At 44.6% G+C, this 13,905-nt stretch carries 13 protein-coding genes and 1 pseudogene; 6 read left to right on the plus strand and 8 right to left on the minus strand.

All coding sequences use genetic code 11. From position 1 onward, the window contains the following. Positions 1-40: 40 nt before the first annotated feature. The 7 genes from miaB to P0M11_RS03345 all read right to left on the minus strand — a co-directional run bounded on the left by miaB (position 41) and on the right by P0M11_RS03345 (position 7,867). Positions 41-1,474 (minus strand): tRNA (N6-isopentenyl adenosine(37)-C2)-methylthiotransferase MiaB, encoded by a 1,434-nt coding sequence (gene miaB / locus P0M11_RS03315; protein WP_275624447.1) that lies wholly within the window; start codon positions 1,472-1,474, stop codon positions 41-43. A gap of 116 nt (positions 1,475-1,590) precedes the next feature. After that, complete coding sequence (locus tag P0M11_RS03320; protein ID WP_275624448.1) at positions 1,591-2,355, minus strand: hypothetical protein; 765 nt, start codon at positions 2,353-2,355, stop codon at positions 1,591-1,593. Between the two features lie 132 nt (positions 2,356-2,487). Continuing rightward, positions 2,488-3,198 carry an energy transducer TonB gene (locus tag P0M11_RS03325; RefSeq protein WP_275624449.1) on the minus strand — a complete coding sequence of 237 codons (711 nt, stop codon included), beginning with the start codon at positions 3,196-3,198 and terminating at the stop codon, positions 2,488-2,490. 34 nt (positions 3,199-3,232) lie between these two features. Next, entirely contained in the window at positions 3,233-3,715 is a 483-nt protein-coding gene (locus P0M11_RS03330; RefSeq protein ID WP_275624450.1) for a hypothetical protein, read from the minus strand. 119 nt (positions 3,716-3,834) lie between these two features. After that, positions 3,835-5,034 carry a diaminopimelate decarboxylase gene (lysA, locus tag P0M11_RS03335; protein WP_275624451.1) on the minus strand — a complete coding sequence of 400 codons (1,200 nt, stop codon included), beginning with the start codon at positions 5,032-5,034 and terminating at the stop codon, positions 3,835-3,837. Positions 5,035-5,101: 67 nt separating this feature from the next. Further along, on the minus strand, positions 5,102-6,325 hold the full coding sequence (locus tag P0M11_RS03340) for a 3'-5' exonuclease (protein WP_275624452.1): 1,224 nt from the start codon (positions 6,323-6,325) through the stop codon (positions 5,102-5,104). Positions 6,326-6,343: 18 nt separating this feature from the next. After that, positions 6,344-7,867: a helicase HerA-like domain-containing protein gene (locus P0M11_RS03345; protein ID WP_275624453.1), complete on the minus strand. Its 1,524-nt coding sequence runs from the start codon at positions 7,865-7,867 to the stop codon at positions 6,344-6,346. 254 nt (positions 7,868-8,121) lie between these two features. Here P0M11_RS03345 and P0M11_RS03350 point away from each other — a divergent pair, with 254 nt between their 5' ends. The 5 genes from P0M11_RS03350 to P0M11_RS03370 all read left to right on the plus strand — a co-directional run bounded on the left by P0M11_RS03350 (position 8,122) and on the right by P0M11_RS03370 (position 11,441). Next, complete coding sequence (locus tag P0M11_RS03350) at positions 8,122-8,565, plus strand: hypothetical protein (protein ID WP_275624454.1); 444 nt, start codon at positions 8,122-8,124, stop codon at positions 8,563-8,565. A 35-nt stretch (positions 8,566-8,600) separates the two neighbouring features. Continuing rightward, the gene (locus tag P0M11_RS03355) at positions 8,601-9,401 is read left to right on the plus strand and encodes a sulfite exporter TauE/SafE family protein (protein WP_275624455.1); all 801 of its coding nucleotides are present in this window, start codon (positions 8,601-8,603) and stop codon (positions 9,399-9,401) included. Positions 9,402-9,480: 79 nt separating this feature from the next. Continuing rightward, on the plus strand, positions 9,481-10,893 hold the full coding sequence (locus P0M11_RS03360) for an MBL fold metallo-hydrolase (protein WP_275624456.1): 1,413 nt from the start codon (positions 9,481-9,483) through the stop codon (positions 10,891-10,893). A 6-nt stretch (positions 10,894-10,899) separates the two neighbouring features. Then, entirely contained in the window at positions 10,900-11,211 is a 312-nt protein-coding gene (locus P0M11_RS03365; protein ID WP_275624457.1) for a hypothetical protein, read from the plus strand. 8 nt (positions 11,212-11,219) lie between these two features. After that, complete coding sequence (locus P0M11_RS03370; protein ID WP_275624857.1) at positions 11,220-11,441, plus strand: DUF3820 family protein; 222 nt, start codon at positions 11,220-11,222, stop codon at positions 11,439-11,441. Positions 11,442-11,489: 48 nt separating this feature from the next. Here the strand turns inward: P0M11_RS03370 and P0M11_RS03375 are convergent. Beyond that, positions 11,490-13,603, minus strand: a pseudogene (locus tag P0M11_RS03375) (prolyl oligopeptidase family serine peptidase). Positions 13,604-13,705: 102 nt separating this feature from the next. Here P0M11_RS03375 and P0M11_RS03380 point away from each other — a divergent pair. Then, the gene (locus tag P0M11_RS03380) at positions 13,706-13,900 is read left to right on the plus strand and encodes a hypothetical protein (RefSeq protein WP_158065124.1); all 195 of its coding nucleotides are present in this window, start codon (positions 13,706-13,708) and stop codon (positions 13,898-13,900) included. Positions 13,901-13,905: the final 5 nt, after the last annotated feature.

Consider the following 13,905-nt stretch of genomic DNA (forward strand, 5'->3'; position numbering starts at 1 on the left):
TCAAAATTTTATGATTATAGAAGTCCCGGCGGGAATCTGTCTATTCGCAGGCCCCTAAAAGTGTACCCTGCGTATTTCCGTATACCAAAACGGTCACAATGTCTCCAGGTTTCTGCCCCGGTTTTTTATCGAACACACAAACTGCATTCTGGGAGTTACGGCCCTTCCATTGATTTTCATTTTTTTTGGAAACACCTTCAATAAGCACCTCATGCTCACGGCCCACATAACTCTCCATCCGCTTTCGCGAGAGTTGACCCTGCAGTGCGATCACTTCTGAAAGCCTTCTCTGCTTAACTTCTGCCGGAACATCGTCCTCCATCTTTTTATGTGCTGGAGTACCGGGCCTTTCGGAATAAGCGAACATATAACCATAATCGTACTCCACCTCTTTCATGAGTGAAAGAGTCTGCTCATGGTCGGCTTCGGTTTCGCCGCAGAAACCGATAATCATGTCCTGGGAGAATGCAATTTCAGGAACAATTTCCTTTGCCTTCCTGATAAGTTCAAGATATTCCTCACGTGTATGCTGGCGGTTCATGCGCTCCAGAATCCTGTTACTGCCGCTCTGTACAGGCAAATGAACGTATTTACAGATGTTCTTATGCTTCGCCATTACGGTGAAGACATCCATGGTCATATCATGCGGATTGGAAGTAGAGAAGCGAATACGCATCTCCGGTACCGCTACAGCTACCATATTCAGGAGCTGTGCAAAATTGACTGCGGTAAGCTTCTGCATCTCCGTTGCATTCTTGAAGTCCTTCTTGGCTCCACCGCCATACCAGAGGTATGAATCCACATTCTGACCCAGCAGGGTAATTTCCTTATAACCGCTGTTCCAAAGTTCCTGACATTCAGAAATGATGGAGTGCGGGTCACGGCTGCGCTCCCGGCCGCGTGTGAAAGGGACAACACAGAAAGTGCACATATTGTCGCAGCCTCTTGTGATCGTCACAAATGCTGTAACACCGTTTCCGCCCAAACGGACCGGATTGATATCTGCATAGGTTTCCTCTTTCGAAAGAATGACGTTTATGGCGTCGCGTCCTCCTTCTGTTTCCTTCAGGAGATTGGGAAGGTCGCGGTAAGCGTCCGGGCCCACCACCAGATCTACCAGTTGCTCTTCCTCCAAAAATTTAGTTTTCAGCCGTTCTGCCATGCAGCCAAGCACCCCTACTGTTAAACCGGGTTTGGCTTTTTTAAGGTTTTTGAACTGCGAAAGGCGCATCCTTACCGTTTGCTCGGCTTTTTCGCGAATGGAACAGGTATTCAGCAGAATAAGATCTGCCTCATCCTGGTTTAGTGTCGTGTTATAACCCTGCTCATTCAGGATGGAGGCTACAATCTCTGAATCAGAGAAATTCATCTGGCAACCGTAACTTTCCAAAAAGAGCTTCTTGGAATTGCTGGGTTTTTCGGCTATGGCAAAGGCTTCGCCCTGCTTTGTTTCGTCTATATATTTATCCTGCACAGTAGTCGTTATTAGAGTAAATTCAGGTAAAGCGCTGAATTCACTTCAATTAAAGTGCAAAGATAAGAATTATTGTGACAGAATGGCAGGCACGGGATAACGACCTTAAAAGTGTTTTAAGGTCGCGGCGGGAAACCGAAATTTTCCTTTTTACTTTCTTCAAAACTAAATTCCTGTCTCACAGGCATTCTAAACCACTGGTATATTGGAAATCCATTGACTGTTCCGGGCTTCCACAGTTTCCTCCGATTCAGTTTTTCCACAGCATCATAACCGGCCTTAATCACATTCTGATCAAAACTGCCCGTAAATTCTACACGCTCCATTATGCCCGTGTCACTCACCGCAAAGGTCATTACCATATATTGATTTTCATTTTCCTTCACAGGCTTTTTAAGAGCCTCTAACATATACAGTCTGAATTCATGCATACCCAATTTAAAGTGTGGTTCCTTGTATACATTCTGGGCAATTATGGGTTTGCTGTGGTAAATTATATAAGGATTTACAGTAATTTCAGCGATGGCATTTACCGGTTGGCCATCTACACGCGCTGCAAGCCATCGGCGCAGATGCGGCAATAACTTTTTACCGTATTCTACAGCACATTTATTATTTGAAAGGTTTAAACTGTCCTCATCCTTTACCAGTTTAATTGAACCGGAGGACTCCACCAGAATTGGCAGCTTATAGGTTTGATCCACCGGGCAGGGCTGCAGACCAAGGGTAAGGGAAATATCCTTCATTTCCTGATGCAGTGCCTTACGGCCACCAACATAAAAATCCTGGCCAACGGGGTAGGATTCATAAATGACAAGTTGATTCTGTCCGAAGGCTAAAACACATAAAAAGACTGAACAGAGGGTAAATATTTTACTCATATTTTTTTTTTTGGAGTTGCTACAAGGATTTTATCAGGCATTTAATTTTTTTATAAAAATCCGGAGCAAATATAATATGAAAAAAGAACAATTAATTTACGACAGAAAACGGTTGTCGCCTAAATCTTAATATCAGTTGGCCAGCGTAATTGGAATGGCAAATCTGTCAGGAACCGGAATACCATGAATCTTTGCCGGAGTCCAGACCTGACGGGTCTTTTTAACGGCACGCAGCAGCATATCGTCATATTCCTGAAACCCTGAAGTTTCTGCTAATGCAATTTCCTCAATGATCCCCTTCTCGGACACGACAAATCTAACCTTTACCGTTACTTTACCCTTTCCCTTCACATAATAATCGGATACATCAATCCTCTTTATCACCTCCTCCCTAAATTTTTCAATACCACCGGGAAATTCGGCACTTTCAGCAAAATTATCTGGCTTATAACCCTCCTGATATTTGTCAAAAAGAGCATCCGGATAAATAAAATAGTACGAAACAGCAGGTACAGGTGTACCTTTAATTTTTGCAGGCAGCCAACCTTTCATATTTTTCACTACCTCTTCAACCAGTTTTGCTGTGCAGTCGGAGTCGCTTTCAGACTGCTTATCGGACTTATAAAGCTTTGCTGTACCATCTACGTTAACCAGAACAGGTGCACTGTAAAAATCTTTGTCTTTTTTGCACTGTTTCAGATTTCGTTCTGTAACAACCTTGTGAAAATCTCTGTAAAAGAATTCGCGCCCACCCATATAACTGTGCTGGTCCGCCGGAAATCTGCTTACCTCCTGGCTGTAAAAAAGACTGCCTGCGAAAAGCAGCAAGTATTTAAAATTCATCAAAAAACCAATAAAAATATTTATGAAAGCTGAGTTACAGATCAAAACTGTCTGTCCGGAAATTAATTTTTTGGCGTATGCGGGAATCCACAGGTATTCCATTGCAGGTTGCGGGCGTCCAGGAAGGGTTCATATTCCTTAAAGCAAGTTCCACATCACGTTCCAGAAGATGTCCGTTGGTAACTTCAGGTTTTAACTGAAAACGCTGCAGCGAACCGTTTTTTCCAATAAAAAGAATAAGCTCAAAGGTGCCATTTACAGTATAAAGACCTGTATCCAGAAAACCTTTCATCTGTTTGCTGATGTTCTGCTTAAAGGCACTTTCACCACCGGTAAACCGGGCATAGACTGGCGAGCTGCACTTCAGGCGGTAATACTCCGTGGGATGATCAAGCTCATATGAAATGGCAACACGGACAAATTCTTCAGAATTTTCAGAAATCTCGCTGTCCTCAATCAGGGTTTGCGCCTGCACAAAAGCACCAGTAAACAACAGAATGAATATAAGACGCATCATGATGTTAAATTTTTACAAAGTTAAGGCATAATAGAGATCTGTGATGCTTATTTTTAAAATCAATAACACACGAGATATTTTCCAAAAAAACGGTACGCCACTTCGGCAAGAGTTACCATCTACAGTACCTCGATCTGGTTGCGCAGCAAGTCCTCAAATTCATCCCGCTTTCTGATCAGATGCGCTTTACCGTCCATAAAAAGTACTTCGGCGGGTTTCAAACGGGAATTGAAGTTGGAGCTCATCTCAAAACCGTAAGCTCCGGCATTTCTGAACACAAGCACATCACTTTCCCGCACTTCGTTAAGTTTGCGGTCCCAGGCGAAGGTATCCGTTTCACAAATATTGCCGACTACAGTGTAAATACGCTGTGCGCCTTTAGGATTGCTGAGATTTTCTATATGGTGATAGGAATCATAGAACATGGGCCTTATCAGATGATTGAAGCCTGAGTTGATACCACAGAATACAGTTGCTGTGGTTTGCTTGATCACATTGGCCTTTACCAGAAAATGACCACTGTTTCCCACCAGAAACTTGCCGGGTTCAAACCAGAGCTGGAATTTCTTGCCGGTCTCCTTCTGATAAACTGAAAGCGCTTTCTCCACCTTTTTCCCCAGAGTCTTCACATCTGTTTCCAGATCACCTTCCTGATAGGGAATTTTGAAACCGCTGCCCATGTCCAGATATTTCAGGTCCGGGAAATGTTCCGCAAGTTCAAACATGATTTCCAGACCCTGCAAGAATACATCCGGGTCTTTGATCTCACTTCCGGTATGCATATGAAGCCCCTCAACCAAAACATTCGTGGATTTCATTACCCGCTCAATATGCCTGAGCTGATGGATGGAGATTCCGAACTTCGAATCAATATGTCCGGTTGAGATCTTATGGTTTCCCCCTGCATAAATGTGCGGATTGATCCTTATAAAAATTGGATAAGAAGATCCATGTCTGTTGCCAAACTGCTCCAGAATGGAGATGTTATCTATATTGATATGCACCTTAAGTTCCATTGCATCTTCAATTTCCTTCAGGTCTACGCAGTTGGGCGTAAACAGAATACGGTCATGAGTGAAGCCGGCACGCAACCCCAGTTTCACTTCATTTATTGATACACAGTCCAAACCCGCACCCAGTTTTTCTATATACTTAAGGATATTGATGTTGGTTAGCGCCTTGGCGGCATAAAAAAAACGGGTATGTCGGTGGAATGATGAAGTAAGTTTTTCGTACTGAATTTTTATACTTTCCGCATCATACACATATACCGGGGTTCCGTACTGTTCTGCAATCTTAAGCAAGTCTTTGTCTGTCATTATTTTATTTCGTCTTTATTGAATATATGCAGCCCATCATGTACGTGGGCAGCACTGTAACTTCGGCTTATGCCGGTACCTCCTGAATCTCGCAGTCACCTTTCAGCAGCAGGAGCCGGAGATCATTCTGCAGATCACCGGTAGGCTTGGAAAGGTCAATCTTAATCTTAGAAATCTTGCTCCAGGTCTGAATCTGCGTATAGAGATCATAAAAACCATAGGAGGTTATTTTTCCTTCTTTCAGGATAATAAATGCCTTTTCGCCGCGGGTACGGCCTTCGCAAATCCACATTTCGCTTCGGTCCTGAAGAGACAACAGTTTTATTAATTCGTCTGCATTCTGAAACTCCTCACGGGATTTAATAAAACTCGCCACTTTAAGACCCTGTGTAAAAGATTTAAACCTTAGAATGGGCAAACTTTCTTCCCGGGGATTAATTTTCTCCACGACGTATTTTCCGTTCCGGAAGAAAAGACCAAATGGAAGACTTTCTTTCCTGTACAGTCCTTTGGTGCGCATCATGAGCTTCGCCAGCACATCATTTCCGGTAAGCTCGTAATGAATCTGTTTTACATCGTCCTGAATCTGTTTCCATTTTTTCAGTTTGGAGATGAAAACACTTTTCGCAAATTTGCGGAGGTCATCTGTAAAATCGGAATAGATGATTTTCCCGTCTTCATTCTGAAAATATATAATTCCTCTTTCTGAAGGCAAATCCTGAGTAAGGTCGCGGATTTTGTTCAGATAGGTATCTGCATTAAGGTGCTCATGCTGCTGCTGAATGATTTCGGAATCTTTATCCTTGATAATCAAAAGCTTAAAAAGGTCTAATGTAGCTCTGGCATCACCTGCTGCACGGTGATGGTCTACTAACGGAATTCCGAGTGATTTTACCAGTTTTCCCAGCGAATAACTGTCGGCTTCCGGAATTAGTTTCTTAGCTAAAGGAATGGTATCCAGTGTGTTGATACGATAGTCATAACCCAGGCGTTTAAACTCCTGTCTCAGCATACGGTAGTCGAATTCGATATTGTGTCCCACAAGCGTTGTACCGGCTGTCATTTCAACCACCCTTTTGGCAATTTCATGAAAACGCGGTGCTGTACGCACCATTTTGGGTGTAATACCGGTAAGTTTCTGTACAAAAGGCGTTATATCACTATCCGGATTAACCAGGGACATGAACTGATCCACAATTTCGTGTCCGTCATACTTATAGACCGCGATCTCAATGATGCTCTCTTTACGGAATCCGGCGCCGTTACTTTCTATGTCTATTACTGAATACATTTCTAAAATTTCCCTGTCTTATCTTCTCCGTTTCAGCCCGAACATTCCCAGGATTGCCCGGGCACCTTCGCGCATCAGCGTATTTGTAAACGTTCGCCCGGCACTCGATTTCATTACGGTTTCAAACATTCCCGGCTCTTCCTTCACCGGCTTTGTCTTCTGCCCCGGCACGGCTTCTGCTACTGCCTGCTCCATCCGCGAGGTAAGCATTTCGTATGCCGAATCTTTGTTTACGGACTGCTCATATTTAGCCACCAAAGCCGAGCGGGAGGTCAGTTCAGCAACCTCAGCATCTGTCAAAACATCCATGCGGCTTTCCGGTGAGATCAGATAAGTATGAACCAAAGGGGTAGGAATCCCTTTTTCGTCCAGTGCTGTAACAAAAGCCTCGCCAATACCCAGATTCTGAATCAGCTGGCCGGCGTCATAAAATTCAGTAATCGGGTAATTCTCCACCGCCTTATTGATTTCCTTTCTGTCTTTTGCCGTAAAACCCCGCAAAGCATGCTGAATTTTAAGCCCCAGCTGACTAAGCACGTTTTCCGGCACATCGCCCGGAATCTGTGTGATAAAGTAGATTCCGACACCTTTGGAACGGATCAGCTTCACCATAGTTTCAATCTGATTAAGCAGCGTTTTGGACGCTTCCTTGAAGATTAAATGTGCTTCATCAATGAACAAGACCAGTTTGGGTTTACCGGTATCGCCTTCTTCCGGAAAAGTAAGATATATCTCGGCAAAAAGTGACAGCATAAATGTTGAAAAAAGCTGGGGCTGGCTTTGGATGTTTCCCACACGCAGGATATTTACTACCCCTTTACCATTCTTTTTATGCAGCAAATCCTCTACATCAAAACTCGGTTCGCCAAAAAACTCTGCCGCACCCTGCTGCTCCATGGCAACAATGGACCGCAGGATTGCACCTAACGAGGCCGAAGAAACTGAACCGTAGTTATTGGAAATATCGGCCTTACCCTGAGGCGTATCAGTTACATATTTGAACACCTTCTTAAGGTCTTCAAGATCAATTAAAGGCAGGCCTTTATCATCACAGTACTTAAAAACGATGGACATAATACCCGTTTGGGTTTCATTGAGGTCCAGTATTTTTGAAAGCAGCAGGGGTCCGAACTCCGTAACCGTGGCCCGTAGCTTCACTCCCTGCTCGCCGGAAATGGTCATCAGTTCTACGGGAAAATCCTGCGCATTCCAGCTAAGCCCTGTCTTGGCATAACGCTCTTCTATTATGGCATTTCTCTCGCCGGCGCGGGAAATCCCTGAAAAATCACCTTTAATATCGAGTACGAGTGACGGGATTCCGGCATGTGAAAGCTGCTCGGCGAACACCTGTACCGTCTTAGTTTTACCTGTGCCGGTAGCACCGGCTATAAGTCCGTGGCGGTTAATGGTCTTCAGCGGCAGCATTACATCCACTTCTTTTACCACTTCGCCATCCAGGATCCCCTTTCCCAGGATAATATGTTCTCCTTTGGGTACATAGCGCGCATTAAGGTCCTGTATAAATTTTGCCCGGTTATCCATAGTTTGTGAATTGAATTGTTAAAGGTAATTTTTTTTGAATGAAAATTAAAATGCTGTGCCGTGCAGGGCCGGCGCAATGTGTTTAATATGGATCAGCGCTTAAAAGAGACAAATAATGTGGAAAAGGCGTGCATGAAATCTACTTACATAAAAAACCTGATAAAATGCATAAATAAGGTCATTTTTATGGTGACCTATTAGTTATTAAACATCTTTTATTTCCCTATATTTGGTACATTTATAAACCAAGAGTAATGAAAAGAGAAGAGATACTCTCCAGAATTCTGGAAGAGCAGTACAAGGTGATTTCGAACCTGCAAAATTCTGTAAACCTGTATAAGAAAGAATCGGATAAGGATGAGGACGATACTTCCGACCCCGACGATTATGCCCGTCAAACTGAAGCAAAAGACATGCAGTTGAGATTTGAGAAAATGCTCAGTAAAGAAAAGGCTGATCTGAACTTTGTACTTGGTGAAAAAGATAAGAATTATGCTGTGGCCGAACATGGAGCACTGGTTGAAACTGAAAACAACTATTTTTTCCTGGGCGTAGCCTTACCTGCATTTAAGTATAATGATAAAGATGTTTACTGCATCTCTCCGGAAGCACCTATCTACGCTAAGATAAGAGGAAAAAAGCAGGGTGACTCCCTTCAGATGGGTGACCGCACCCTTGAAATAATTGGCATCTCCTAATTCCAAATTAAAGAAAAACATTAAAAATTATCATCATGCACGTTCTGGGATATTTCTTTGCAATCGTTATTGGGCTCGTTATGGGCCTCATAGGCGGTGGCGGAAGCATTCTGAGCGTGCCTGTTTTTGCGTATATCTTTAAGATCGACGCCATAACAGCCACTACGCTGTCGCTTTTTGTTGTAGGAGTCACCAGTTCAGCAGGTTCTGTGGGTTTCCTCAGACAGGGCAGCATCAATTTTAAGACCGCATTTATGTTTGGTCTGCCTTCCGTCCTGGGGATCCTCTTCTCCCGGCGCGTGGTACTGCCGCATCTGCCGCCATTTATTATCAACCGCTGGGGCATCAGCATTACAAAAGAGATGTTCATCCTGGTACTCTTCGCGTTACTGATGCTGATTTCAGCCTTTAAAATGATCAGCAAAACAGACCGGCAGCGCATCAGGAAATCAGAAGATGTAAATTACACCCTGCTTATCTCACAGGGGCTGCTGGTAGGAATCATTACCGGATTCATAGGTGCAGGCGGCGGATTTCTGATTGTGCCGGCCTTGGTCATGCTTCTGGGCGTGTCTATGAAACAGGCAGTTGCGACTTCACTTTTCATCATCGCAATCAATTCAATGATTGGCTTCGTATCATCGCTGGATAAAGTGGATGTTGACTGGCCTTTTCTGCTCTTTTTCAGTGCACTGTCCGTGTTGGGTATTCTTATAGGAGTTCAGCTGGCGAAACGCATTGAAGGCCGTAAACTCCGGCCGCTGTTCGGCTGGTTTGTCCTGGCGATGGCTGTCTTCATCATCCTGAATGAACTTTTTCTGAAGCAGATTGTATGATAAAAAGTAAGCACATCTGGTGAGGCGGAAACATATAAAACTAAAACACCGAAATTTGCAACCATCAATTTATAAAAAAATGAAGATAGAACAGATATATACAGGATGCCTGGCACAGGGAGCATATTATATTGTTTCCGGCAAGGAAGCCGCGATAATAGATCCATTGCGCGAAGTGCAGCCCTACCTGGACCGTCTGGAAAAAGACGGAGTTACATTGAAATACATTTTTGAAACCCACTTCCACGCCGATTTTGTTTCCGGACATCTGGACCTGAGCAGAAAGACCGGCGCTCCCATTATTTTCGGACCTAATGCCGAGGCGGAGTTTGAAACCATCATTGCGGAAGACGGTGAAATTTTCAACATCGGCGATATTCAGATAAAAGCCCTCCACACTCCAGGGCACACGCTTGAAAGCACGACCTACCTACTGCTTGACGAAAAAGGCAGTGAGCACGCCATATTTTCCGGCGACACTCTTTTTTTAGGCGATGTTGGAAGGCCGGACCTTGCACAGAAGTCCGCCAACATGACTCAGGACGAACTGGCCGGGATGCTGTACGACAGCCTTCAAAGCAAAATACTTCCGCTGCCTGATGAGATCACGGTTTATCCTGCTCATGGTGCGGGTTCTGCGTGTGGCAAGAATATGCAGAAGGAAACTGTGGACACGCTCGGAAATCAGAGAAGGACCAACTATGCCCTGCTGCAGCCTGACCGGGAATCCTTTATTGAGGCGGTCCTGGATGGACTTCCTGCCCCGCCGAAATACTTCGGAATGAACGTAGCCATGAATAAAGGCGGATATGAAAGTTTTGAAGAAGTGATGAACAATGGTATGAAACCCATTGCACCGCAGGATTTTGAATCTGTTGTGGAACAGACGGGAGCCCTTATTCTGGATACCAGAAGCGCGGCCGATTTTCATCAGGGTTTTGTACCCAACTCAGTAAATATCGGCCTGAAAGGGGATTTTGCGCCATGGGTTGGTGCAATGATCGTTGATGTAAAACAGGCCATTGCCCTGGTGTGTGAGCCCGGCACTGAGGAAGAGGCCATCACGCGGCTGTCACGTGTGGGATTCGACAAAGTTATCGGTTATCTGGAAGGAGGTTTTGAAAAATGGAAAACTGAGGGACTGGAGACCGATAGTGTGAACCGTATTACTCCGGAGGAATTTGCCGGGCGGTTTTCAAAGGATGCGAAAGTGATTGACGTACGTAAGGAAGCCGAATTTGCGGCAGAACACATTGAAGATGCCTATAATGCACCTCTGGATGGAATTGCCGGATGGGCTGGTAGCCTCGCCGAAGAGGAGGGTCATTTCTTCCTGCACTGTGCCGGCGGTTACCGAAGCATGATTGCAGCCAGCATCCTGAATTCCCGGGGAATACGCAATTTTACCGAAATAGCAGACGGTTTTAACGGGATAAAGAAAACCTTCATACCGACTTCTAATTTTGTCTGCCAAAGCAAGACCTTAAAATAAAAAGTGATGAATATCTTAAAATACACCGATTTCCTGCTGCACAAGCCTTCTGTCTTCCAGATCAAGAAAACAGATCACATCCAGCAGTTTGCAGTGGCTCTGGGACAGGAAACCGTCCTTGAAAAACACACCACCTCTGTTCCCGCCACACTGGTGGTACTGAAAGGAGCTTTAAAATTTAATCTGCCGGACCTGCAGCTGGACCTGCAGGAACTTGACGTTTATGAGATACCTGTGGATGTGGAACACAGTGTACAGGGGATGATGGAGAAAAACCTCTTTCTGATTACGAAGGAACTCAATCCCGACAGCGAATGACAGACGGACTGAACTCACAGATCCTGGTAGAGATATGTACGGAAAAGATGCCCTTTGGCAAATACAAAGGTGTCACCATCGCCGATTTGCCCATTTCTTATCTGGAATGGTTTCAGGGCCAGGGAATGCCACCCGGAAAGTTGGGAATGCAACTTTCGACGATTTATGAGATAAAACTGAACGGACTTACAGAACTTCTGATCCCAATTAAAAAAAGGTTGAGAGGTTAACCTAACGAACTTAATAAAATAGGCTTCCACACCGGAAGCCTATTATTTTTACTTATTTATTTCGCGGAAACCCATTTCATAAAGGGCAAAACTCAAGAGGTCGGTATTCTCAGCAATCACCTGATCCGTACTCCGGCCGGCACCATGACCGGCATTGACCTCGATACGTACCAAAACAGGATTCGCGCAGGACTGTTTTTCCTGAAGTTCCCCTCCAAATTTAAAGGAATGCGCAGGAACTACCCTATCATCATGGTCGCTTGTAATGATCATTGTGGAAGGATAGCAAACTCCTTTTCTTACATTATGTACCGGTGAGTAGGACTTCAGATACTCAAACATCTCTCTGGAGTCTTCGGCAGTACCGTAATCGTAGCTCCAGCCTGCGCCTGCGGTAAATTTGTTATACCTCAGCATGTCCAGCACACCAACCCCCGGGAAGGTTACTTTGGCCAGATCCGGACGCATGGTCATTACAGCGCCAACAAGCAGACCACCGTTGGACCTTCCGGACAGAGCCATATATTCCGGCGATGTGTAGCCTTTCTGCTTAAGATATTCGCCTCAGCGATGAAGTCATCAAACACATTTTTCTTCTGAAGCTTGGTTCCTGCATCGTGCCATTTCTTACCATATTCGCCGCCACCACGGATATTGGGAACCGCGTAGATACCGCCGTTATCCATCCAAACTGCATTTACCACAGAGAAAGCCGGCTGCAGGCTGATGTTAAAACCTCCGTAGGAATATAAAATGGTCGGATTTTTACCATCGAGCTTAGTGCCTTTACGGTAATTGATCATCATCGGTATACGCGTGCCGTCCTTACTTGTATAAAATACCTGCTCCGAGACATAATCCGCCGGATTAAATTTCACATTTGGCTTCTGATACACCTCCGACTTGCCGGTTTTCGGATTGAATTTGTAGATGGTTCCGGGAGTGATGTAGTTGGTAAAGGAATAATAAACTTCAGCAGCTTCGTCCTTCCCTCCAAATCCCGCAGCGGTACCAATTCCAGGCAACTCTACGGTCCGGATCAGTTTTCCGTCATAATCAAACTGCTTTACAGACGTAACCGCATCCTTCATATAGCGCGCAAAAATATAACCAGCACCGGTGGAGACACTCAGCACATTGTCGGATTCAGGAATTACATCCGTCCACACGTCCGGTTTGTCTATATGAAACTTCACAAGCCGCATGTTCGGTGCGTTTTTATCCGTAAGGGCATAGACCCAGTCACCTTTGGAGTCTATAAAGTCCGTGTTGTGGTCGTAGCCTTTCTGTACAGCGACAAAATCTTTATGTTTTTTCGGATCTTTGATATAAAGCTCGTTACCGTTCGTAGCTTCTGAAGCGCTCAGAACCTGAAAACGCCCGTCATCGGAAACCCCGACACCCATATATCTTCTTTTAAAGGACGGCCCGCCAATCACCAGCTGATCCGCACTTTGCCTGGTTCCAAGTTTATGAAAGTACACTTTGTGAGTGTCGGTTTGCGCAGAAAGTTCGCTGCCTTTGGGTTTATCATAACTTGAGTAAAAGAATCCCTCATCACCCAGCCAGCTGGCACCGGAAAATTTAACATCAACGATAGTTTCATCGATGATCTCTTTGGTAAGGGCGTTCATAATGATGATCTTATTCCAGTCACTGCCCCCTTCGGAAATGGAATAGGCTACCAGATTTCCCTTCTTGTTAAAGGAAACACCGGCCAGGGAAGTGGTTCCCTTCTCCGAAAATTTATTTGGATCCAGAAAAACTTCAGTTTTGCCGTTGCGGTCTGTACGGTAAAGTACCGATTGAGCCTGAAGACCGTCATTCTTATAAAAATAGGTATAGTCTCCTTCTTTAAAAGGTGCGCCGATTTTCTCGTAGTTCCAAAGATCCTTCAATTGTGTGCGGATTTGTTCGCGAAAACCGATTTTTGAAAGATAGTCCTGGGTGAACTTTACTTCGCGCTGTACCCAATCTTTGGTATCTTCGGCACGGTCGTCTTCCAGCCAGCGATAGGGATCGGCCACTTCCGTTCCGAAATAACTGTCTGTATGTGAAACCTTCCTGGTTTCAGGATATTTAAGGGGCTTGTTCATTGTTTGAGTGGCGCACGAAGCCAGGAATACTACGGCGGCAGACTGTATAACAGCTTTAATTTTCATACGTTTACTTTTTTCAAATTTAGCAAAATTTAACTGGTTGTTAATGTCAGAACATTTTAAAAGGTACAGGATTTGCTCGTGAATTTTAAATATTTGATCAGTATGAAAACAGGAACGGGGATTATTTTGGCCGGAACCGTCGGAATTATTATAGGTTTGGGAATTTACGGATTCCGCAGGATGATGCGTAAGAAAGGCAGGGAATATGATGATTATTACTCTGATTTTCACCGCCATTTTGACAAAAGATATCGGGATGAGGCACACCATGGTGTAGAATATCTCTCTGCGCTTTAGCATCG

Origin of the sequence: Kaistella sp. PBT33-4, from assembly GCF_029194425.1 — a bacterium.
Taxonomy (GTDB): domain Bacteria; phylum Bacteroidota; class Bacteroidia; order Flavobacteriales; family Weeksellaceae; genus Marnyiella.